We start from the raw sequence: 22,135 nt of genomic DNA, 5'->3' as shown, positions 1-22,135 counted from the left end.
CCTCTCGGGAGAATGAAATCATGCTTTCCTTGAAAACATTGCATTGTTTGTCTATAATACATTGTTAAAAGTGATGACGAATTGAGTTACCTGTGCAGGAGTTGAAACTTATTTTTTCTTTTTGACAGCTGCGCATCTACCTATAAGGAAAATTGGCGCTTGGAACTGATGTTCTTTGCGCCTCTTTTTTTTTTTTTTTTTTTGGATTTTATGTTGATGATTTCACTTTGTGTTATATAATGGGATCATATCAAAGAGAAATAATAATAAAGAAAACAGGTGATTCCCTCTGCGAGTCAAAATAACGCTCCAATTCCCCGGCCAACTGATCGTGCCGATACATCATTTCGAACTGCTGCACGGACTAATCTACGCCAGCATTCGCAACGAGCAATATCGCGAACACCTTCATAACGAGGGCTACAAATACGAGAACCGCAATTTCAAAGGCTTCTGCTTTTCCAGGCTGCAAGGGAAGCACACCGCATCCGAAGGGAAACTCACATTCAGCTCCCCGGTCTCCTTCTTGTTCTCCACCTGCGACGAACAGTTGATGAAAGAACTCGTCTCCTCATTATTTACCAAAGATTACGTGATGATCGGACATCAGCGGACAACCGTCCTTTCCGTCGAGCAGATCGAAGAAAAGATCAGCGAGTGCATGAGGATACGTTTTCTCACTCCCGTTACGATGTATAGCACGTTCATGCATAATGATAAACGTAAGACCTACTTTTACGCTCCCACCGAAGATGACTTCAGCGAACTGATTGCTGCCAATGCCCGCAAGAAATACGAAGCCATCTTCGGCCAAGATCCGCTTGACCGCACACTCACCCTTACTCCTCTTGATAAGCGGCATCCCAAACAAGTCATTTTTTCGTTCAAAAAAACAATCATCAAAGGTTGGCTAGGCGAATTTATTCTGCAAGGAGATCTGGAGCTTCTGAAGCTTGTTTACGATGTTGGTTTAGGGGCCAAGTCATCCAACGGGGCAGGGTTATTCACCGTGGCGAATCATCTGGACACAAAGGCGGAGATGTGACAAAATTCGAAAAAAACCAGGATAAAAGACTGATCCAAATATTCCAATAGTTGGTTTATATGGTATGATAGTCATGTGGCGCGATAAACAAGAGAGGGGGGCGTCCAATGATCGATGCTATCGCTTCATTGGGAAAACTGCAGTACAGCGAAGACCCGCAGCAGTTGATTCGTTCCTTGGTCCGCTTTCGGCGGCCGGACAGCATGAAGGGACAAGCTCACTATTTGATTCTTGATTTTTCGACAAAATCCAAAAAATGCACCATACAGCTCCCTGAATTCAATACACGACGGGAAGATTCCGATTACACGCCGCAGCGACTTCATTATATCGGGATCGTTCCGGCTGCGGGATTGCAGTATCATACGACGGGACATGATCTTCGGCATCTTTGTTCTCAGGTGCTGCCCGCCGTGCTGGACAAGCTGCCGGGGAATTCTCCGCTGGGCGACAGCATCCGGCAAGTACTCTCAGATTATTTTGTCTTGGATATGGAGCTGGACTCGAAGAACCGCTATCGTTATTTATTGGACCTCGAAGCCGTCGGCATAACAAATGCCGGATTCACGGACAAAATTCGCAGCGAAGCAGCCGACAAAGAACGGCCCGGCCTTGTAGCGAAAGAATTGCTGGATTGGGTCAAAAGAGAGAGGCAAATTGCGCCGGAACAGATCGATTTGTTTGCATTTAGCATCGATGGTCAACTGATTGCCCGACACCCCGATTATATCCGCGCGGTGCTTGACGATCAGGTATCGATGTTCGATAAAGCGCAGGAAGGCGTCTGCTGCGTGACAGGACAGCAAGCCGAAGTCAGCGCCGACTTAACGAAATTCAAATTCAAATATTACATCACGGATAAATTAAATTTCTCGAGTTACTTGTCAGGAAGATTCGAACGCAATTTTCAATTGAGCCGCACGGGAGTCTGGCAGCTTCTGTTAGGCGAACGGTACATCATGAACCGGCTGCGGCTGCGTATCGGTTCCTTTAATGTCTATATGATTCCGGAATTTCTCGATTCGGCTGCCTACGAGGCCGCAGAAATACGGGAAACGATTAATGAAGTATACAGCGATGTGCGCGCACTAGCGACTCAGAAGGAAGCCCGAAAGATCGAAGAAGGCCTGAAAAAAGAACTAAGCGCAATCGAATCTTTGGACGGCATTCGGACCCAAATGCTGATCAATCTTTTATTTTTCGAAGAAAATAAAAGTGAATTTAAGGTCTATCGTCATGTGAAAGATATCTCTCCAAGCCGGATCACGCTCATGCTAGATAAGGGAGAGGAAGTCCGCGAATATTTTCGGGGTATCGCTGAACATTTTCGTGCCAACAGACCTTCGCTGGAAAGCTTGTATTATATGATTCCGCTGCAGGTGGACGGCAAGGGAAAGGTCAAAAATTCGCAGATGTTAATGCAGCTCTATGATTCGATCTTGTCCGGCCGCAAGCTTGACCGACGGGAGCTGATCGAAGCGTTTGTCGCCCTGCTGGGAAGGGTATACCACGGAACGACAGGCGGCCTTCAGATCGGTAATAAGCGAGGTTTGTCTAACGAGCCGAGCAGCGATTTTGCATGGATACGCTTGATCTGGGAACAAATGCATTATATACGCTGGCTGGAGGAAATCGGGAATTTGAAGCGGGAAGGGGCAGGCGGTATGGCGATTGAATTATTGTCGGGACTAGAAAAGGAGCAGGAGCATATTCAAGCTTCCGGCTTTGACGAGGCGAGAGCCGCTATGTTTTTGCTGGGGGGCGCGATCAAATTCGTCGCCGATGCGCAGCAGGCGAAGCTTAAATCCAAGCCTATTATGCAGAAGGTTAACTTTAAGGGGATATCCGAGCATCTTTTGCAAAGGCTGATAGCAGAGGTGTTCGAAAAGGCCGAATACTATCGCAAAGCATATGAATACTTTCCACGATACCGATTTGACGCTTTTTATTCCGAGTTGACTCGGCTGCTCGATTTATCCGGATTTTCGATCACGCGACAATGGAAATTGAACGAGCAGGAAACGGTTCACTACATTTTATCCGGATATACCTTTCAGGTTGGGATCAGCATGAAACCGCGCGAGTATAACGGAGGACAAGCAGCGGACGAATACCGGACGGTCGATGCCGATCATATCTTAGACGAAGAGGAGCATGACGATGAAAAATAGTGAAATCTTGTTTCTGTATGATGCCAAGATGACCAACCCGAATGGAAACGTTGATGATGAGAACCGGCCGCGGATGGATTACGAGTCGAAGCGCAATCTGGTTTCCGATGTTCGGCTCAAGCGCTATATCCGCGATTACTTGGAGCTGCAAGGTAAATCGCTGTATGTTGGGAAGGTGGACGGCAAAACCGTCAATGCCGAGAAACGGCTCGAACCTCTGCTGGCGGAGCTTCCGGGGAAGGTGGACAAGAAAACCTGGAACGCAGAGCATGAAGCATGGTTGCTCGATCAACTAATCGATGTGCGCTTATTCGGGGCGACGATGGCGGTGAAAGGGATGCCGCTTACGTTTACGGGGCCGGTGCAGTTCTCTTGGGGCTATTCGCTCAATCCGGTAACGGTCATGGAAAGCACGATTACCACGCATTTCAGCTCGACGGGCGAACAGGGCCAAGGCACGATGGGCCGGGATTACCGGGTCGTTTATTCGTTCTTGTCTTTCTATGGGCTTATCAGCGGGAAACGGGCACAGTGGACCAGATTGACCGAGGACGATGTACGGCTGCTGGATGAGGCGATAGTGAGATCTATTCCGCTTCTGGCAACCCGCAGCAAAATTGGCCAAAGCCCCCGACTCTATATGCGTGTAGAATATGTGGACGATCTGACCTTGATCGGAGATTGGCGTGACAAGCTTGATCCGCTGGGGGACTCACTCAACCAGATCAATGACGTTGAGCTGAATGCGGAACGGTTAATGACGAAGCTGGAGCACGTCAAGGACAAGATTCACCGTATCCATCTATGGGAAGATACGGATTTGAAAGTTAGCTCTCAGGGCGCAACAGGTGCGTTTAGCGAATTGCTTCCTTCCGCACTACAGACCAAATTGCAACGCATCGACGGTTAGGTGAGCTTATGAAAACGGTCGTTTTTGAAGTGCGGGGGAATTTCGCGCATTTCCGCAAGTTTTACGCCAACTCGACCTCGCTCAGCTACGAATTTCCCCCGAGAACAACAGCGTGCGGGATGATCGCCGCTATTCTGGGGATGGAAAGGGACAGCTATTATGAGCTGATGAGCGAGGAGCAAGCCTTTGTCTGCGTACAGATTATGGAGCCTGTCAAACGGATGAGTCAGACCGTCAATTACATGTGGGTCAAAGGGACGAAAGATTTGAACGGCTCCGCAGGTCCGATGCAAATTCCGGTGGAATGGGTGACGAACATTGACGGCGTCGGCAAAGGGGAAGTAGGCTACAGGATTTATTTCTCCCATCGCGATGAAGCACTGCTGGAGAAGTTGAGCAGTCTGCTCAAAGAGAATCAAACGTATTATCCTATCTATCTCGGACTTAGCGAGGCGCTGGGCCATGTTCGTTGGATCGGCGAATTCGAATTGGAGCATGTGGACGAGTCCGATGAGCTTATTGAAATCTCCACCGTCTGCCCGATCGAGCAATTGCAGGATATCTTCTATGTGCAAGCAGGAGAAGGGGGCCAGGTAAGAAAATACATGCGGGACCGTATCCCTTGCGACTTTGCCGCCGAACGTCGTTTGACTGGAGTCGCTCAAGTCATCTACGAACCGAACGGCCATCCCATTACGGCAAGGGTGAAGCATAGAGTATATCGCCTGCGGATCAATGACGAGCCGCTGTATATATTACCGCTTACGAGCCGGGAATAGATTACTGCGATCATCCAAGCGTCGAGGAGGTTGAACTTATGCGTTTTCGTTCTCATCCGGAACGGGAATTATCCGATCATGTACAGGATGTTCATCGACGTGTGCTTTCGATGCTTGAGCGAACTCCGATAGAAGAAGCGGAGCGGGATGCGTGGATGCGCCTGCTCCGCCTTCTTGCTTCCTGTCACGATTTCGGCAAGTATACAAGCTTCTTTCAAAAGCATCTTGCCGGGGATCGCAGCATCGGGAAAGAAAGCTATCATTCGCTGCTTGGTGCTTTATTCGGTTCGTATGTACGGGAGCAGAGTTGGTCTTCCGCTACGGATTGGAAGCAGCTTGAGTATTATTTGCCATTGATCGTTTATTTTATTATTGTTCAGCATCACAGCCACTTGCGGGATTTTGCCGATACGGTCCCGTCGAAGCAGAATTATCTCGCCGCCCAGTTGCAGGATATTACACACAATCTGCGTGAAATTGAGCAAGATCTGCATCAGTCTTTCCCGGAGCTTACGCCTCATTTGCTTGCTTTCCTCGACCACTTCGAAGAACACATGAACCAACTAAGCGGAAAACATAATTTTGTACCGAGATTTTTCCGCCAGCTTCCGGAGTATGACTTGTCTTTAGCGTTGATGGTGCAGGTGGCGTTCTCTTTTCTGATTGACGCGGACAAACATAGCGCAGCGGAAAACGATAGCGTACCCCCAAGCCAACTTTCTCCGGAGCTTGTCGAAGCTTACCGGATACGTCAGTTTGCCAAGGCAGCGGAGAAAAACGATGCGATGGTCGTGAAACGCAATCTCGTCAAGCAGATTGTGACGGAGAACGTCTCGCGAATAGAACTGTCCAGATCGTTCCATACGTTTACCTCGCCCACCGGCACAGGAAAAACACTTGCTGCGCTGGAAGGAGCATTACTGCTGCGGGACCGCCTGAGCAAGGAAGGGTCTCTGCCACGCCGGATCATCTACGTACTTCCTTTCACAAGCATCATTGATCAAAACTATGCTGTAATACAGAATGTCATTACGCAGGGTAAAACGAATTCCCAGCTCGTATTAAAGCATCACTACATGAGCGAAATCGAATATGGAAAAGCGGATGGGACGGACGAGCTTTCGCTTGACCGGCAGTTAATGTTTATCGAGAGCTGGGAGTCCGAGGTCATCGTCACTACCTATGTTCAACTTCTGCATACGATGCTAAGCAATCAGAACCGGCAATTGAAGAAGCTTCATAATTTAGCGGGTTCGATTGTCATTTTGGACGAGGTGCAAAATATTCCGTTTGCTTATTGGCTGCTCACCGAGCAGCTTTGCAAGGCTTACAGCAAGCAGTTCGATAACAAATGGATCCTGTTAACGGCCACCCAGCCGAAAATCTTTCCTGACTCCGATACGGTAGAATGGTTGGACCATCTGGAATACCCGAATACTAGTTTTTTTGACGAAATGAACCGGACGGAAATTCGTTTGCTTAGCGAACATTATTTGGAGCTGGAAGAATGGCTGGAGGCAGCGCACGCCGAGGTGGAAAAGGTTCCTTCGACTCTTATTATCGTCAATACGATTGCCACTTCGACACAGGTATATGATTACTTTTGCGAACGAATAGGGGGCGATAGCGACGAGGTTGTCTACTACTTATCCGCAAATCTGGTCTTTGAACATCGTAAAAAGGTATTGAAACGAGTACGTCAACGACTGGATAACGGTTTGCCTGTAATACTCATCTCTACACAGGTGGTCGAAGCGGGCGTGGATGTCGATTTCCATTGTGTGATCCGGGATCTGGGACCGATGGACTCGATCATTCAGGCCGCCGGGCGATGCAATCGTCATGGCCGAAGGCTGTCGCCAGAACCCGTGGCGGTCATTCCGCTGCAAAAGGCAGGCTCCCGAAAGGCGGATTCGGCCATCGTATACGGTCAGGATGCCTATATCGCCTTAGAAACGATGAGGGAGTTCCGGGCAGAACATGGTGGCGGAGCTATACCGGAGAAAGTTTATCAGCAAATGGTGGATAGGTACTACGAAAAGCTGCTTTATCTAAAGGAAAACGGCGAATCTCGCAAGAGGCTAGTTCAGCTTCAAAAGCTGGAGTTTGACAAGCTGTCGGACTTCTCGCTTATTCCGAAGAAAAACCGGACGATTGCCGTATATATCCAATACAACTGGAAAGCGGTCTGGCTCTGGAATTACTACGTGGAACATGTATGTAGAGAAAAAGATTTAAACCGAAGACGTGAAAATTATTTGCGCTGCAAAACGAAGCTGAGACAATTTCAAATGGATGTCGATTGCCGCTATGTTCGTAATCGGGAATTAGAGTATGGTTTTGTCCTGATCCGCCCGGAGTGGGTAGAGGCAGACCAATACTATGACCGGCGAAAGGGATGGATACGCGATCCGAACGATGAAGAGGCGTTTATTTGGTAACTAACGGATGGGAGGAGAACGGCCATGAACGACTCCACAGCACCGGACATGGGAAGCGATGCCGAACATATCCAAGGGATTACCGGTACGTTCATCTGGTACTATTACATCTGCCGGCGCGAAGTATGGCTGATGTCCCGGCAGATTGTGCCGGACCAGCAGGATGAGAATATGGATTGGGGCCGATTCCTGCATGAGCAGACCTACGCCCGCGAGAAGAAAGAGGTTGCGTGGGAATCGGTGAAGATGGACACCGTGACGAGCAAGCAAGGGGAACTCGTCGTGGCCGAGGTGAAGAAGACCTCGTCGTATTTAAAAAGCGCCACCATGCAGCTGTTATTTTACCTGTACACGCTTAAAATTGCTGGAATTGACGCGCGGGGCGAGCTGCGTTTTCCGGAGGAACGGCGCAAGGAGCCGGTTCAATTGGACGATGCTCGGGTGGCTGAGCTTCAAGAAGCGATTCGGCAGATTCGTCGCATCATCGACCAAGACGTACCGCCCAAGCCGGAAAAAATTAAATTTTGCGGGAAATGTGCTTATCGTGAGTTTTGTTGGGCTTAGCTTGCTGGATGAATCACCGAGCCTGGAGGGAAATCTTTGAAGAAAACCATTTATATTTTTCAATCCGGCGAATTGAAGCGCAAAGACAATACGTTGTACTTTGAAGGCGAAGAGGGCCGGAAGTTTATCCCGGTAGAGGATACGCAAGAGTTGATGATTTTCGGTGAGGTCGACTTGAACAAGTCGCTGCTCGAATTTTGTTCGCAGAAAGAGATTATTTTGCACTTTTTTAACTATTATGGGTATTATACAGGCAGCTTTTATCCCCGGGAGCATCTCAATTCGGGGTATATGATTCTCAAGCAGGCGGAGTACTATTCGGACGAGGTGAAGCGCTACGAAATTGCGCAGGCGTTTGTCCGTGGCGCTGCCCATAATATTTTGCGGGTGCTGAAATATTATCGTTCGAGAAATAAGGATGTCGGCGCGGCGATCGATACAATTGAAGCCTTTGTCGCGAATTCGGCTGCGGCCCGGACGATACCGGAGCTTATGGCGTACGAGGGGAATATTCGGGAGAGCTACTACAAGGCGTTCGATATCATTTTGGATCACCCGGATTTCAAGTTCGGCCAACGTTCCAAACGTCCGCCCAAAAACGAGCTTAATGCGTTAATCAGCTTCGGCAATTCGATTCTGTATACGCAGGTGCTGAGCGAAATTTATCATACTCACCTGGACCCGCGGATCGGTTATTTGCATACGACGAATTTTCGGAGATTTTCGCTGAATTTGGATGTGGCCGAGATTTTCAAGCCGGTGCTTGTGGATCGGCTGTTGTTTTCATTGATTGGCAAGAAGCAGTTGACGAAAGAGCATTTTGTTAAAGAAACGGGAGGCATCTTGCTTACGGAAAAGGGCCGGAAGCTGTTTATTACCGAATGGGAAGGGAAGTTAAAGACGACGATCAAGCACCGGGAGCTGAATAAGGAGGTTAGTTACCGCAGGCTGCTGCGCATGGAGCTATACAAGCTGCAAAAGCATTTCATGGGCGAGAAAAGCTACGAACCGTTCGAGGCTTTGTGGTAGGGACCGGCCGTATAATAGCTGGTGCCGGAAAGAGGTGAGGCTTTTGTTTGCGATCATTGTATACGATGTCGGGGAGAAACGTGTAGCCCGCGTGCTTAAGACATGCCGGAAATATCTGAATTGGGTCCAAAACTCCGTACTGGAAGGGGAAATTACGGAGACGAACCTGAAGAAGCTGAAGGCGGAACTGAATAAAATTATCGAAGACGAAGAGGACTCGGTTATTTTCTATACTTGGCGTACCCAGAAGTATTCGGATCGGGAGATTATGGGGTTGGAAAAAGGTGGACAAAGCCTTATAATTTAACTATGTTTTTTGTCGTCGACCCCCAATGCTGCAAAAAAGCCCGGGGGTCGACGACAACGATAGTTGCGCGGTAGAAGGGATTGCGGCGTTAGCTGTTGGAGATACGAAAGTATGGGATATGCGAGAATGGCGTAATAGAGGCATTTTTACGGGTTTTGAACGTACCTATGAGGAATTGAAACCCTTTAAGTCGGCCGTAATGAGTAAACGAACCTTTGAGTTTTGAACGTACCTATGAGGAATTGAAACTTCCATAACTGCTTTTGATTCTGTTCCGCCTAAACGTTTTGAACGTACCTATGAGGAATTGAAACAAATTTCATATTCATGGTAAGAAACAATGTAGTTTCAAGTTTTGAACGTACCTATGAGGAATTGAAACCCGCCTTCAACACGATACCATAGCCCTTCGGCAGGGTTTTGAACGTACCTATGAGGAATTGAAACTCGAATTGTCTTGACTCCTTGCGGAGTCTGTATCCTGTTTTGAACGTACCTATGAGGAATTGAAACCGAGGTTCTGGACAACATCTTATATTTGAACAGTTCGTTTTGAACGTACCTATGAGGAATTGAAACCATGGTGCTTCAGCTTGAGGCTCCATATACACCTGAGTTTTGAACGTACCTATGAGGAATTGAAACGAATACGGGCTGTAGTGAATCCCGGCGTCGCGAAATGCGTTTTGAACGTACCTATGAGGAATTGAAACAGATACGGGAGCATGTCAGATGAATGTTCCACAACTTGTTTTGAACGTACCTATGAGGAATTGAAACCCCATATCGCGCAGCACCGTCGACTCGTAGCGGGCGGCGTTTTGAACGTACCTATGAGGAATTGAAACAACGATATCTCAAAAACAATTGATATGTCCATGCAATTGTTTTGAACGTACCTATGAGGAATTGAAACTAGGCCATCAGGATTCACCCTTCCTTTCACGCAGCAGTTTTGAACGTATTGTGACGAAAAGAACAGTCGTAACATTTATTCTTGCGATAGCTCTACTATTTTCCAATATTGGGATAGTAACATCCCCGGCTCAAGCATCTGCGAAGAAATGAGCGGATGTATTAACGAAAATGACTGACCCGTTAGCTTTAAAGATGGAAGCAGGAAATAATTTAATTTGGGATAACGTGGATTCAAATGTGATTTCCGCAAAAGATAAATACAGCAAGTTGATAAAAGATAAGGGCTGGAGGATTGAATTTAGCTCAGCTTACCTTCCTTACGAATACCAGAGACACTTATACGAAATCGTCCAAAATCCCACGATTTGTAAGGAAGAGAAGCAAAAGCATCGTTTAGGCACTAAAGTGGCAAAACCTTCAAAAGATGCTCCTCACACAGCCGGAAAAGCTTTTGACGCCACTGTCTATGATAAAAATGGCAAGGCTACACCACATTCTCTTATAAGGCTAGGGTGGTACAGATCCAGTTTTGAGGAGATACCGTCATAAGCCTGGAATCCAACCTTAACTGTATGGTGTACACATTGTTGTGAATTCTTGAGGTGGAAGTAGGAGTTTGTTGCAAAGGCGAAAAGAGTCCCCGCCAGTCAGATAACTGGTCAGGAACTATTTTTAACGTTATTCATATAACTAAGTGCTTAGAACAGCTGCTGTAAGTCCGGCAAAGTTTATAGTAATTGTTTGGTTACCCGATAAACCATTTCCTGTGGCTTGTAGAGTATAGGTATGAGTGCCAGTCAGTGGTGTCTCGTCACAAGTGGTAATAGCAGTCGTTATAGGTTGGTGTCCACGTTACATAGGCGGTCAACCAAACTACGTTGGTAACGGCGGCCACGGTGGCAGTTACAGTTAGGACAGTCGCTGTTGGTGTAGTGGCGGTCAAGACAATAGGCGGGGTGCCAGCATACTTTGAACAATTAAATCCAGTTAAAAGCCCTGGGGGTCCAGCAGGACCTTGAGGTCAGGTAGGCCCTGAAGGTCCTGGTAATCTACCCATAATAAGTTCATACTCCTCATATATGTTAAGAACATAGTATGAATGATGACTGTATTTAGAAACGGAGAACGTTTAAGTATGGCGGCATGAAGACCTTCAACGAAGACGATAATAGCTCAATTTCTGCAGGGGTCCGACAGCTCAGGCGGGTCCATGCTGTATGAGTCAAATTTTTTTATCACAACATTTAGTTTGGTGAAATTAGCCTGATCTAGGTTGGATTCTGGACATCGGGATATTAAGTTGCCAATTCAAACCAGCTTATATTAAGTGACAGAAGGTTCGTTTGATTTGTATTGTTTACGAGCCTGACATAAAAAGTTCTGTTCGTTGTAGTAGGAGGTATAGCAATTTCTCCATTAAAATCAATAACAACGGGGCCGCCAGTCTGAATTATCGAATTAAAAATTATTCCGCCAATCGTAGGATCGGTAGCTTGTGTAATCAATTTCGAAGTTGTCAAACTGGTATTAGTTGAGCCTTGATTGGAATTAACAGGCGTAATGCTTGTTCCTGCTGCAGAAAAAGTTGCATTAAGAAGGATATCAATTGTCGTATTAACTGTAGCCCCTCCCGAAACTCTCTGGATATAAAGAGTTCTTCCCGAGTTGGCAGGGTTGGTAAGTTGGGTGGTAAGAAATCCGTTAGCGGCCACGGAGCGCGATTGAGTGGTAATTGCAAAAAATGTGCCGTTCTGTGCGGCTGCATAAGATGGTGAAGATACAATGTTTGGGGTAGTAATGGTTTGAATGCTTTTAACATAGATCGGTTGATTCAATCCTGAAACCGGATTATAGTTGGGAGACATTTGCTTTCCCCCCAGAATTTAATATGTATCATCATACTATATGCTGTATTTGGGAATTTATTTCTTCATTGAATTGTTATGCGCTGTTGGCAGCGTTGAAGGCGTGACCAACATACGAAAAGGAGCCGCCTGTCGGCGGCCCTTCCATTTGTTCTATAGACGCTTAAAAAAAGCAGAGGCTGCAAGAAACTATAACAAGCAGAATGAAAAGAACCAGAATGACACCTGTTGAAGTAAAGCCGGCACCAACTCCACCAACACCACAACTCATGTTCATCGCTCCTTTAAAAGTAGATTGAGAACCTGCAGTACAATTCACAGGTTACTCTATGCTTAGGGTATGCAACAGAAATAAAGTTGTATGGACGAGTAACGGGTGGCAAGTGACATGCAATGATAGAAAACCATGATCACGGGTCCTTCAGGCGGCGAAATCATGTTGGCGAAATGGTTGAAAATCATTTACCTTGGGAATGACGGCAGCATGACAGAGAAGGATTGCAGTTCGGTCAGTTGAACGAGGCAGGGTCACAGCGTTTTATTTCTAACGGCAAGCGCCGCGAGTGTTCAAATTGGAGAATATCCTTGCCGTACAACAGGTGGTGTGTCATGCTGGCTGATGCTGAACGGAAAGTGTTGCGGATCATTGCGAATTATTCGGCCGGCCGTCGAAGGATGCCTTCTTTATTGAAGTTGGGGAGAAAAACGGGAAAAGCCGGGAAAGGCTGTCGGAGACTTTGGCGGAACTGGCGAAGGAAGGATACGTTCAAGGCGAATATTTGTGTGGCGTTGGGGACGAAATGGGGACACACTTCACTCGGGATATCAATAATTAAACCTTGATAATCAAGGGTTTTAAAGATTTACTCGGAATTCAATATAGATGCATTTCAATTTATGAGGAAATGAAACCATGGTCAGATCGTTCTACTCGTGACCGCACGCCGGCGATGAACCGGAGGTGGTAAGATGGCTATTTAGCAGGATCAATCATCCGGAATATGGTGCAGGATTAAAACGAAACATTCATCACTGATCCAACAATTTCATACGGTCGTCGCAGACCGCGTATGCGTAGTCTAGCCATTGTTCGCCAAATCCCCATATTGGACAGCAGGTTTACCTAGTCAAACCGCTGAATGAATCAGGTATGACACATCAAACGGATTCCTTTATTACAGGGGACCCGGAAATAAAGGACATGTCCCCTCGGATTCCAGAAGCTCCCCAAAACACTTAGTTACATTCCAAGCTACAACAGGTGGAGCAATACCAAAACAAAATTCCCACCAAGTATATTTAATTCCATTTTCACATCCTTCGAATATACAAAAAACACCTTTCAACTCCAAATCGTGTAGTTTTAATCAGCTATTCAATATCATTGATTCAAAGGATGTAACGATTCAAATTCGGCGTGGGCACGGAATGCAAGCCGAACAATGCAAACAAGGAAAGCCTCTCGAGATCGTCTCGAGAGGCTTTATGGCGATTAGAACGTGATCGAATGTCTGTGGTCTTGGATGCGTTCGCCGGAACGTGTTCGTTCCACATAGTGAAGCTTGTTATCCGTCATCAATAAAATCGTAGAGCTTCTCGTACCATAATGATCGCTCCGAATGTAGATCGGAGAGAGGAGACGCTCCCACTGCAGCGACACGCCGGTGGCAGGCAGCGCATCATCCGGTGCCGGCTCCGCGTCCTCAAGCAGTTCAAACAACGCATCGACCCGGTCCTCCCGTAAGTCCTTGAGCTGCGCTTCCAACCCTTTCTTCCCTTTCGTTACCTTCGGCCAATCGGTGTCTAGCAGATGGTTGCTTACGCCGTAAACACCAGGCTGGAGCTTTTGAATCTCATGACCTATGTTCGAATAATAATATAGCTCGTTGGGATCGCCAACCAACAAGTTATAGCCCGGATATTCTGTCCGTTCGCGGGCGGCGCGTTCCGCGTAAGCCTGGGGCGATTCGTTCCCGACCAAATAGCTGGAGACCAACTGTCCGCGGGAGCGCTTACCCTCGGTTTGCTCCGCAGGATCGCGATAATTCGTCAAAGCGGCGAATCGGCCGCTGTTCGTCACGCCCATCCACGTCCCGTTCCGGAGCAAATCCCGTCCGGCCAGTACATGAGGGTAATCTGCCCAATAATGAATCGGCGCCGTCGGACGTGCGTAAAATTCATCGCGGTTCGCGGCTAGGACGAATTGATAAACGGGGTGCATCCGGTAAGCGAACAAGATTAAACACAAGCCAATCACGGCCTTTCCGCATCGTTGTCGTATGCATTATAACACCATGGAGGCGCAAGAGAAACTATCCCAAATGAAAGGCCCAAACCGATAGCCGCCGGATTAGTAGAGGTTGTCCTTGTATTCCTTCTTCAGATCCTTCTCCAGCTGATCCTGAAACCCGGGCTTCGACAGGGCTTCGCTCGCGAGTTTCGCTTCTAAACTCTTGTTCTTGTTCATCTTCATATGTTCGAGGAATATCTTTGTGGGCTGGATACCGTGAGTAGGCTCTGGCACCGGCCAGAGCTTGGCACGCAAGAGAGCGGGACTCAGGCTCAACTCGATATTGTTGCTTTCGATGGCGATAGCCAGCGCCGGTGTCTTGCCCTGAACGACGAAGCTTGCGCGTATTGCCTCGTCCGTCGTAAGTCGGGCGGTTCCCGAGACACGGGCAACATACGTCGACCCTGGGATCAAAAACAATGCCGAGACATGCGGCTGCACGATGATGTTATGGAAGCTGTCCGTGCGATGATTTCCCGGCCGATCGGCGAACCAAACGCAGCCTTTCTCAACACGCGCCATTTTGTCGGCTGGATCGCCCTTCGGGCTCAGGTCGGCGCGGCCGTTTGCGTCGGTTGTCACCAGTGCCATAAAGCGGCTGGCGCTAACGAAGTTAACGGCGTCCTGCGGCGAGCTTTCGTCGAGTATGGCCGTCCAGAAAGCGGAGCGGATCAGCGCCTTTGCGCAATGACCAAAGCACTCCTCAACGCGAATGCGAATCTCACCGTTGATTACATCTACGACCCGACCATTGACGCGCATCGTTTCCCCGGTGCCAGGAATCAGGAACAGCGAACCGAAACCCGTACCGGGTCGAGCTAGCGTAGGGTCGTCGAGCATCGCGGCCGGCACCAGAAGCTCGTGCGTATCGGCGGTTACAAAGCCGGAATCGCCACCGCCTAAGGTGACTCCGATCTGTTCGCCATCGCCGAACCCGGCGAATAAAAGTGGCGATGCGGCAATCCAACGTATCGCGCCTTCGTCAAGATGGTCGATTGCCTTTAACGTCATCAGAAGCGGAATCTCGCCCACGACCGCCTCAATTGCTTCGACCGTGTCGATCACGGTTTTTGGATTGAATAATTCCATTACCACCACTCCTTGATAATCATATTTCCACACGATGCTTATCCATACAATCCACGACATGAATGCTGTTAGGTGTAGGGGGAACGCCAATTTCGTTTCTTAATATTGTTTACTAGTAAATAATAAATGAACAAAGTGTATTCTGTCAAATTTTTCATTTCATGTAACAATCAACCTCATTGGAGACGGGAGAAGAGATGAACGAAATTGCTGTAAAAGTGGCTACTCGGGACGGGATGCGAGTGCGGCCTTCCCCGCATTGGATACGATGAACGGACTGACGAACCGCTATTGATTGTCACTGTTAACTGTGTTATTTTTGTTTATAAGTTAACAATTTTAGGGCGGTCCTGATAGACCGATGACGGAGCGCAAGAATCATTTTGCGAGGGGGAGAACCGTTCCTTTCTCTGAATGGATGTTTGACCTTGGATACTACCGAAGGGTCGGCGTGCCATACAAGAAGGAAGGGTTGTGGCCGTTCTCGACTGTTTGCTGCGATAGATGATAACCGGTTGTGATATATTATTTGAAAGAACCTATCAAAATGGAATACTTTGAAGGAAAGGGATGCGCAATGGATTCTTCCGAGGGACTTAAGCGATTGATTTACGGCCAGTTTCTTCATTTTTCTCATTTGATCGAGCAAACAGTCGAAACCGAATTGGATGAGTTCGCCGATCAGGCGAGGTTGCTAGGACTTGCCGCGTTTCCGAACAATTTGACCAGCATTCACATCATCGAGTGCATCGGCAAACACGAGCCGATTAACAATACGTCCATTGCCGAAAAGATGAATTTGTCGAAAGCGGGTATTACGAAAATCAGCACCAAGCTGCATGCGGAAGGATATATCAAGCGAAGCCGGCTGAACGACAACAAAAAAGAAGTGTACTTCAGTCTTACGTCCAAGGGCAGACACGTTTTCGAAGCGCACGAAGCGATGCACGCAAAGATCGATCGTCGATTTTTGAGCACTTTGGACTCGTTTTCGGAAACAGAGCTGCAGGCGGTGCTGAAGTTTTCCCAGAAGATGATCGATCATCTAAACCAAGGGCTGAAGGGAGACCAGGGACCGTGACTTCGTTTGCATTTCCTGTGCCAGTCGTGCCGGCCTCGCAAGTTGTCTTGTTGCGCTCCCCGGTTTTCCCACCTCCCCCGGCATTCACCCTCCTATTCGGATCGCCAATATAAAAGCAAGACAAAGCCACAAACATAGAGGCGTAAACAAATAACTATCCAAGGTGGCGAAGCGCGTTCCTCGTAACCGTTTCGTTAAGCCCACATACCGGAAATCGCCGATGGCTCGCAGTCCGAATACGATCGCGCATACCCAGCAGCCCCAAGTAACGACAAAAAAGCCGGAAAATGCTTTAATGACTCCCGCTTCCGTCAATAGCAGCAGCGCTGCTGCAATCAATAGAACAGCGACGGCAAGTGTCCCGGCCTTACCCGGAACGAAAGCGGGCTGCTGTGCTTGGGTTTCCGGTATCACGACGCCCGAACCCCAGGTGCCGCCGAAGGCCCAATAAACATGGAGACCGCTGATGCCGATAAGCAGTAGGGCAGAGATGACGATGATGGCTATCATTGTTCTACAGCTCCTCCCGAACGGATGCCTTCCCACACGATATCGAAATGTCGCTGGAATAGCGTCTCGATTTGTAGCGCATCGGTGCCTGCCGAAAGCCAGATCATTAGCGAGTTGAAATAAACGCCAGTCAATACTGCCGCGATATCTTCGCTTGCCGCTTGCTTTGTGAGTTGTCCTTGGCTTTTTGCATCTTCAAGTAGTGCAGCGAGCGCTTGCCTGAACTTTGCGATGATTCTCATTTCAGCATTGATGAACATGTCGGCGCGCATCATTTCCGACACGACCAGTCTGACCATGTCCGGTTGTTCGGCGTATGGATGAAACAAGTTGCTGAAGAGGTGCAGCAATTGTCGCTTCAGATCCGGCATGTTTTTGTTGTGTTGGATGGTTTCATGGACGGATTCGAGCTGGGATACGGCTAAATGGAGCAGCACGGCTTCTTTTTTCGGAAAGTAGTTATAGAACGTTCCCTTTGCAATCCCGCAGGCTTGCGTAATTTCCTCGACCGTTACGTTGTCGAAGCCTTTTTCTTTAAACAGCTCTATGGACTGTGCGAAAATGCGCTCTTTCAATTCTTGTTTTCGGGATGCTCTAAGCATCGGGGAGGGTCACCGCCTTTTTCGAAAAAAATGACTACGGTCATAAAATGACTTTGGTCATAATTTTACTCTGATTGTTCTAGTTGTCAAGCGGTAGAAGTGCGAGGTACTTTGAGATGATTGCACGTTGGAAAACGGCTGGTTTGCTTTTTGAATAGTTAGGAGAGGTCCGGGTCTGAAGAAGTGCCGGGTAATTGCCCAAGCACTTGTAGCTGGGCCTTTTTGCATTGAAAGGGGAGATAGTGGCTTTGTTTAAAACAATTGCTACGAGGTATCGTGACAGACTTGCCGAGGAGCGCCAGGGATGGAATCAAAGCTGGTGTTCTCGTAGAACGGTTGTGTATATTAAGGGTCCTGAAAAAAACAGTCGCATAGCACGGCGGTCATGCCGATGCCCTGCGACTGTTCGGGTGCTTCTTAGTTCATTTGCCTTCGTCGTCGGCCGAGGGACCGTAGAGGCCCGGCACCGGAATATCGAGAAGCCGCAAATAAACCCCGAGCTGCGCCCGGTGGTGAACCATGTGGCTTAATCCGAAGGTGCGGAGCGCGATCGCCCGCGGTTGGCGCAGGATGATATGGTCGCCGTTCCGCAAGGTCCATTCCTCGCCGAGTGTTTTCTCGTCGCATTCGGCTAACAGCTTTTCAAGCTTGACGACGTTCGCGTCGAATTCCTCCAGCACGTCTTCGCGTCTTCCTAAAGGTTCCCGTCGAAGCGGCACGGTCGAAAGATCGAATTCCGGGTAAAGAAAAATCGCGACTTGCCAGTTCAGCAAGTTGATCAGGTGCGTGGCCAGCCCGCCCAACGTCATCGATTTCACGTGCGGCTTCCACGTCATATGCTCATCGGGCAATCGCTCCAGAATGCGGCGCGTAGTGGCCAGCTCATGCATGGCGTCTCCGATGATTAGTTGTTTCACCATAGATTCCCTCTCCTCCCTTATATGGCTAGCATACTATAAACCCGGTCGAGTGGAAAGCTTGTCTCAGACCTGGTTGCAGTTTTGCTCCAGCCATATTTCCAACTGTTGACGGTTCATAGCTATCGGACACGGGATGACATGTATTGAAACTAAAAAGGCACAAATCCCAGCACGAGAAGAACTCGAAATGATCCGCGACGCTGTCCTGCTGCCGGTCATGTTGACGTTGATTGAAAAGAATGGGAAAGAGATTTCGCTTTCAACGTACTCATTAAGAAAGCTCTATATGGTTCTAAAGAAGTGCTTATGAGAAGAGTGCATTCAGAACTCGCTAACATTAACAAGGAACTGCGGACACGAGGCATCAAGGTATTCAAAGATGATCAGGTAGATACCGATCTGCACTTCAGATACATCTATAAAGGATCCGAGGACAAGTTTGAAATCAGTCGAGATGTCGCGAAAGCGACGATTAGTGTGAGGATAGGAAAGCATGTTCAAGCAATTATGGCAGAACTGAACAAGTGAGGGGGAGATTTGCCATGGCTAAGTCGAAAGTACCGAAACGCCCGACACGTGATGAATTCGAGTTGGAGGAGATGGGGGATCAATTGGTCGAGGCAAAAGATGAGGACGCTGAGGTTTTGCTGACTGTATGGGGATGGAGGAGCAGGTGCATGGCCAGATCACGAAGATGGATTCTAGGACAAATTGGTCATGTTAACCGGCACGGTGAAGAGAAGAAGGTACCGTTTATAGACATTATGAAGGTAGAGAGCCCCGGATCCTGAATTCGGGGTTTCTATTTAATTATCTTCAAGTTGATTTGAAAAAAATGTAAAAATAATACATAATATCTTACAAGAGGGGGAAGGGACTCATATCAACCTATTCAGATGGTTTGGACAAAAAATTCAGGCGGGCTAGAGGTTTTCCGTTTAACGAGCTAATTTATGCACTTGGCTGTGAAGGGGCACGTATTGGAGCGGGCGCTGTTATAGGTGCAACTTTTGAGAGAAATGCTGTCAGTAAGAACGTGTATATGACGGGTACCGCAATAAAATTCACATCACGATTAGTTGTAGGTAAAGCCACCGATCGGGTTCTCTGAACTAATGATGGTGGCTTTTTTCGTTTTTTAGGCCATTTAATTTTAGGATCTATGCAACCTTTTTGATCCAACATACGTTAATATGTTCGGAGTCCTCCGAAATATTGGAATATATAATCAAATATGGGTCATATAAAATGAATTAAAATATTGATGTCAACAAAATTTTCAAGATGATTTCTTTACACCCTTTGATGAATTTGTTATTTTCCATGACTTGTAATTAAATCCTAAATATAGTATTATATTTCTGTAATTCATATATTACAAATTTTAGGAGGGATTGCTTTGAAAAAGAAAATCGTATCCGCTGTTGTAGCTACTGCTCTGGTTTGTTCCTTGTCTGCTTCTGCCTTCGCACAGGACAATGTAAACCCTAGTGCAGTGGGAAGGGATATCCGTCCTATGGCGGTTGACAAGGAATGGAACGACAATTTTAAGGATCAGTCCACGGTAACAAGATTTTTTACTATCAATCCAGACTATGGACATGTCAAACTGCATTTTCAAAATAATTCTGACAAACCGGTTAAAATTAGTTTGGAACACAGAGCAAGTGGGTTTGTGTATATCTCTGAAACGCTTTGGGGTAACTCGTCTTGGAGCTGGAATAGTTGGGATAAAAATGCGGATGGTGTGAAATCGGGAGACTATGTCGTCACTTTCTCCGGTGGCGAGAATAACGTTAATGGTCACTATTGGGGTAAAGCTGCTTCCAAAACTAGCGACTTTTAAAATCATTGATTTTCAGCCTTGAGTGTCGATCTTGATTTCGTGGAACAATGCAAAAAAAAACGGCTCTTGTTCGCATTTCGGGCAAGGGCCGATCTTTATTTTTCTCCGGATTTCTCCAATATGTTGGGAGTACGCTACTGCATAAGCCGTCTTTGTTAGATTCCACTAAGGCAGAGAGTTCCTTCGACTTGTATTGATAAATATACTAGCTTCCAGTAAAATAAAGTTATTGGCTTCTAAATTCGTGCATATACTGAAAGAAGGCCGTGCTCGCAACACGACTCCCGCACAATAGTCGCTTTTAAGGGGGTTGGCTTCAATAAAGTTATGGTGCAGAAATAGACCGTATCCCTCTGTCAAAAAGGGCGGTCTATTTCTTTTTGTTTTGGATAAGCATCAAGATGATAGTCACGACCAACGTCAGCAGCGTGATAATAAGCGAACCGAAACTGATCATGAGCGTCACGTCAAAGTGTCCTTAACCTCCACAGGCATCACCTCCCTTCCGAGAGGTTAGCCGACCGCCCATATAAGCCGTTCTATTGCATAGGAAATATTATACATCGTTTAATCCCAGAAATCTACTATCATCCCTATCATATGGAGAAGAGCAGAGGAAAAGCCCCGGTTACACTGGAGCTTTCTTTTAGCGATTATTAGTTTAATTTGACCGAAAACTTGTTGGCCATTTCCTTGACTTTATCTTGGTAATCCCGCATTTCCTTTCTTGCCTCCGCAAGTTTAGCATTTGCTTCTGCCGCTAATTTAGTATCGTTGTTTTCCAGTGCCCCTTGAATTTGAGTGAGCCCATTAAATTGCTTGTTTGAAGCGGAAACATATGTTTCATGAATGGCTTTAACTTCAGGAGTGGACGGCCTGATCTTCTCTATTTTTGGCAATTAAGTTATTATATTTTGGTAAGACAGCTTGAGTTAGAATCTGATAAGTTTCCTCGTCATTTTTATAATTTGTGCCAACGACTTTAGAGTAAGCATCTAATATTTCTTTTTCATCAGTGCCGACATTTTTAATTTCATTAACATAGGTTTTAAAATCTTCTTTTACAGGAGATGCTCCAATTTGGTAACCTACTAAAAAAGAAAAAAGTAATATAGTTGGAATTTTTTCATCTTACCGTTGCACCTTTTTTATCTCCATCGGCTGGAGTACTTGCTGTATTATTTTGTCTTTATTATGATAAATCTATTGGAATGGGGTAGCAATAATAAGATTGGGGACAAAATGGGGACACACTTCACTTGGATTAACAAAAATTCACTGGGATTACGAACAGATACGAACAGGAAAAACCCTCGATAATGGAGGGTTTTAAAGATTTACACGGATTCAATATAGGTACATTTCAATTTATGAGGAATTGAAACCTCATGGGCCTCTCCCTTCCGTTCGGACATAATCCGAGTTTTGAACGTACCTATGAACCATTCGCGTTTGAATCGATTCTGGTTTAACTATGTTTTGAACGTACCTATGAGGAATTGAAATACTTGAAGAAACGCCCTTCCTATAACACGCACGCGGGGCACAATGATCAACGCAATCGGTGCTTTGGAGACGAAGACCCTGAAAAGAAAATACGGAGATCGTGCAGAGTGGAAGCGAGTAGTGGAGAGAAGATGTGCTCAGTCTTATTTGGAAACAGAGAGCTATAAAGGGCATGTAACGCTTCTTGAAATTTACAAAGTTACAGAACCTTAATAAGTTACCTATGACGATAAAAATATTTGTATTGCGGATGACGGTTATT

The 22,135-nt window shown here is 46.9% G+C and carries 20 protein-coding genes, 1 pseudogene and 1 CRISPR repeat array; of the genes and pseudogenes, 12 read left to right on the top strand and 9 right to left on the bottom strand.

Annotated features, from left to right (window positions below; all coding sequences use genetic code 11):
* Positions 1 to 331: 331 nt before the first annotated feature.
* The 9 genes from cas6 (at position 332) to QMG93_RS18275 (ending at position 10,713) form a co-directional block, all read left to right on the top strand.
* Positions 332 to 1,045, top strand: a complete 714-nt coding sequence (gene cas6 / locus QMG93_RS18315) for a CRISPR-associated endoribonuclease Cas6 (protein WP_281938910.1) — start codon at positions 332 to 334, stop codon at positions 1,043 to 1,045.
* Positions 1,046 to 1,152: 107 nt separating this feature from the next.
* Positions 1,153 to 3,216, top strand: coding sequence for a type I-B CRISPR-associated protein Cas8b/Csh1 (gene cas8b / locus QMG93_RS18310; protein WP_281938908.1), 2,064 nt, complete (start codon positions 1,153 to 1,155; stop codon positions 3,214 to 3,216).
* Positions 3,206 to 4,126: a type I-B CRISPR-associated protein Cas7/Csh2 gene (gene cas7b / locus QMG93_RS18305; protein WP_281938906.1), complete on the top strand. Its 921-nt coding sequence runs from the start codon at positions 3,206 to 3,208 to the stop codon at positions 4,124 to 4,126. Before cas8b ends, cas7b begins: the two co-directional genes overlap by 11 nt.
* Before the next feature lie 8 nt (positions 4,127 to 4,134).
* The gene (cas5, locus tag QMG93_RS18300; RefSeq protein ID WP_281938904.1) at positions 4,135 to 4,905 is read left to right on the top strand and encodes a CRISPR-associated protein Cas5; all 771 of its coding nucleotides are present in this window, start codon (positions 4,135 to 4,137) and stop codon (positions 4,903 to 4,905) included.
* A 38-nt stretch (positions 4,906 to 4,943) separates the two neighbouring features.
* Positions 4,944 to 7,346, top strand: coding sequence for a CRISPR-associated helicase Cas3' (cas3, locus tag QMG93_RS18295; RefSeq protein WP_281938903.1), 2,403 nt, complete (start codon positions 4,944 to 4,946; stop codon positions 7,344 to 7,346).
* Positions 7,347 to 7,370: 24 nt separating this feature from the next.
* Complete coding sequence (gene cas4 / locus QMG93_RS18290; RefSeq protein WP_281938901.1) at positions 7,371 to 7,910, top strand: CRISPR-associated protein Cas4; 540 nt, start codon at positions 7,371 to 7,373, stop codon at positions 7,908 to 7,910.
* 36 nt (positions 7,911 to 7,946) lie between these two features.
* On the top strand, positions 7,947 to 8,939 hold the full coding sequence (cas1b, locus tag QMG93_RS18285) for a type I-B CRISPR-associated endonuclease Cas1b (protein ID WP_281938899.1): 993 nt from the start codon (positions 7,947 to 7,949) through the stop codon (positions 8,937 to 8,939).
* A gap of 43 nt (positions 8,940 to 8,982) precedes the next feature.
* The gene (gene cas2, locus QMG93_RS18280) at positions 8,983 to 9,246 is read left to right on the top strand and encodes a CRISPR-associated endonuclease Cas2 (protein ID WP_281938897.1); all 264 of its coding nucleotides are present in this window, start codon (positions 8,983 to 8,985) and stop codon (positions 9,244 to 9,246) included.
* 152 nt (positions 9,247 to 9,398) lie between these two features.
* A CRISPR array of direct repeats spans positions 9,399 to 10,162; the repeat unit is 30 nt; unit sequence GTTTTGAACGTACCTATGAGGAATTGAAAC.
* A 170-nt stretch (positions 10,163 to 10,332) separates the two neighbouring features.
* Positions 10,333 to 10,713, top strand: coding sequence for a hypothetical protein (locus tag QMG93_RS18275; RefSeq protein ID WP_281938895.1), 381 nt, complete (start codon positions 10,333 to 10,335; stop codon positions 10,711 to 10,713).
* A gap of 746 nt (positions 10,714 to 11,459) precedes the next feature.
* Here the strand turns inward: QMG93_RS18275 and QMG93_RS18270 are convergent.
* The 4 genes from QMG93_RS18270 to QMG93_RS18255 form a co-directional block, all read right to left on the bottom strand.
* Positions 11,460 to 12,029, bottom strand: coding sequence for a hypothetical protein (locus QMG93_RS18270; protein WP_281938893.1), 570 nt, complete (start codon positions 12,027 to 12,029; stop codon positions 11,460 to 11,462).
* 163 nt (positions 12,030 to 12,192) lie between these two features.
* Positions 12,193 to 12,306, bottom strand: coding sequence for a YjcZ family sporulation protein (locus tag QMG93_RS18265; RefSeq protein ID WP_281938891.1), 114 nt, complete (start codon positions 12,304 to 12,306; stop codon positions 12,193 to 12,195).
* A 1,215-nt stretch (positions 12,307 to 13,521) separates the two neighbouring features.
* The gene (locus tag QMG93_RS18260) at positions 13,522 to 14,286 is read right to left on the bottom strand and encodes an NRDE family protein (protein WP_309299674.1); all 765 of its coding nucleotides are present in this window, start codon (positions 14,284 to 14,286) and stop codon (positions 13,522 to 13,524) included.
* A gap of 93 nt (positions 14,287 to 14,379) precedes the next feature.
* On the bottom strand, positions 14,380 to 15,408 hold the full coding sequence (locus QMG93_RS18255; protein ID WP_281938890.1) for a pyridoxamine 5'-phosphate oxidase family protein: 1,029 nt from the start codon (positions 15,406 to 15,408) through the stop codon (positions 14,380 to 14,382).
* A 577-nt stretch (positions 15,409 to 15,985) separates the two neighbouring features.
* Here QMG93_RS18255 and QMG93_RS18250 point away from each other — a divergent pair.
* Positions 15,986 to 16,489: a MarR family transcriptional regulator gene (locus QMG93_RS18250; RefSeq protein WP_281938887.1), complete on the top strand. Its 504-nt coding sequence runs from the start codon at positions 15,986 to 15,988 to the stop codon at positions 16,487 to 16,489.
* Positions 16,490 to 16,573: 84 nt separating this feature from the next.
* Here the strand turns inward: QMG93_RS18250 and QMG93_RS18245 are convergent, their stop codons facing one another.
* The 3 genes from QMG93_RS18245 to QMG93_RS18235 form a co-directional block, all read right to left on the bottom strand.
* Positions 16,574 to 16,999, bottom strand: coding sequence for a DUF3995 domain-containing protein (locus QMG93_RS18245; RefSeq protein WP_281938885.1), 426 nt, complete (start codon positions 16,997 to 16,999; stop codon positions 16,574 to 16,576).
* Positions 16,996 to 17,601 carry a TetR/AcrR family transcriptional regulator gene (locus tag QMG93_RS18240; RefSeq protein ID WP_413789308.1) on the bottom strand — a complete coding sequence of 202 codons (606 nt, stop codon included), beginning with the start codon at positions 17,599 to 17,601 and terminating at the stop codon, positions 16,996 to 16,998. The genes QMG93_RS18245 and QMG93_RS18240 overlap by 4 nt, the downstream gene beginning before the upstream one ends.
* Positions 17,602 to 18,023: 422 nt before the next feature.
* The gene (locus QMG93_RS18235; protein ID WP_281938881.1) at positions 18,024 to 18,521 is read right to left on the bottom strand and encodes a DinB family protein; all 498 of its coding nucleotides are present in this window, start codon (positions 18,519 to 18,521) and stop codon (positions 18,024 to 18,026) included.
* Between the two features lie 542 nt (positions 18,522 to 19,063).
* On the opposite strand from QMG93_RS18235, the pseudogene QMG93_RS18230 reads away from it, so the two are divergent.
* Together QMG93_RS18230 and QMG93_RS18225 are read left to right on the top strand one after the other, a co-directional pair.
* Positions 19,064 to 19,312 (top strand): annotated as a pseudogene (locus tag QMG93_RS18230) (YolD-like family protein).
* Between the two features lie 608 nt (positions 19,313 to 19,920).
* The gene (locus QMG93_RS18225) at positions 19,921 to 20,367 is read left to right on the top strand and encodes a hypothetical protein (RefSeq protein ID WP_281938879.1); all 447 of its coding nucleotides are present in this window, start codon (positions 19,921 to 19,923) and stop codon (positions 20,365 to 20,367) included.
* A gap of 370 nt (positions 20,368 to 20,737) precedes the next feature.
* Here QMG93_RS18225 and QMG93_RS18220 read toward each other — a convergent pair whose 3' ends face one another.
* Entirely contained in the window at positions 20,738 to 20,824 is an 87-nt protein-coding gene (locus tag QMG93_RS18220; RefSeq protein ID WP_413789310.1) for a putative holin-like toxin, read from the bottom strand.
* 199 nt (positions 20,825 to 21,023) lie between these two features.
* A complete protein-coding gene (locus tag QMG93_RS18215) occupies positions 21,024 to 21,266 on the bottom strand; it encodes a hypothetical protein (RefSeq protein WP_281938877.1) in 243 nt (80 codons plus the stop codon).
* Positions 21,267 to 22,135 lie beyond the last annotated feature (869 nt).

The sequence above is a fragment of the Paenibacillus tyrphae genome (genome assembly GCF_027925525.1).
GTDB classification, from domain to species: Bacteria; Bacillota; Bacilli; order Paenibacillales; family NBRC-103111; genus Paenibacillus_G; species Paenibacillus_G tyrfis_B.
Note: the sequence above shows the minus strand (reverse complement) of the source record. Positions and strands in the feature narration are given on the sequence as shown.

Coding starts and splice junctions, on each gene's coding strand:
- QMG93_RS18220 (WP_413789310.1), bottom strand. CDS start 20,824: ATGATCAGTTTCGGTTCGCTTATTATCACGCTGCTGACGTTGGTCGTG.
- QMG93_RS18255 (WP_281938890.1), bottom strand. CDS start 15,408: ATGGAATTATTCAATCCAAAAACCGTGATCGACACGGTCGAAGCAATT.
- QMG93_RS18250 (WP_281938887.1), top strand. CDS start 15,986: ATGGATTCTTCCGAGGGACTTAAGCGATTGATTTACGGCCAGTTTCTT.
- cas4 (WP_281938901.1), top strand. CDS start 7,371: ATGAACGACTCCACAGCACCGGACATGGGAAGCGATGCCGAACATATC.
- cas8b (WP_281938908.1), top strand. CDS start 1,153: ATGATCGATGCTATCGCTTCATTGGGAAAACTGCAGTACAGCGAAGAC.
- cas7b (WP_281938906.1), top strand. CDS start 3,206: ATGAAAAATAGTGAAATCTTGTTTCTGTATGATGCCAAGATGACCAAC.
- QMG93_RS18235 (WP_281938881.1), bottom strand. CDS start 18,521: ATGGTGAAACAACTAATCATCGGAGACGCCATGCATGAGCTGGCCACT.
- QMG93_RS18245 (WP_281938885.1), bottom strand. CDS start 16,999: ATGATAGCCATCATCGTCATCTCTGCCCTACTGCTTATCGGCATCAGC.
- QMG93_RS18270 (WP_281938893.1), bottom strand. CDS start 12,029: ATGTCTCCCAACTATAATCCGGTTTCAGGATTGAATCAACCGATCTAT.
- QMG93_RS18265 (WP_281938891.1), bottom strand. CDS start 12,306: ATGAACATGAGTTGTGGTGTTGGTGGAGTTGGTGCCGGCTTTACTTCA.
- QMG93_RS18240 (WP_413789308.1), bottom strand. CDS start 17,601: ATGCTTAGAGCATCCCGAAAACAAGAATTGAAAGAGCGCATTTTCGCA.
- cas3 (WP_281938903.1), top strand. CDS start 4,944: ATGCGTTTTCGTTCTCATCCGGAACGGGAATTATCCGATCATGTACAG.
- QMG93_RS18275 (WP_281938895.1), top strand. CDS start 10,333: ATGACTGACCCGTTAGCTTTAAAGATGGAAGCAGGAAATAATTTAATT.
- cas5 (WP_281938904.1), top strand. CDS start 4,135: ATGAAAACGGTCGTTTTTGAAGTGCGGGGGAATTTCGCGCATTTCCGC.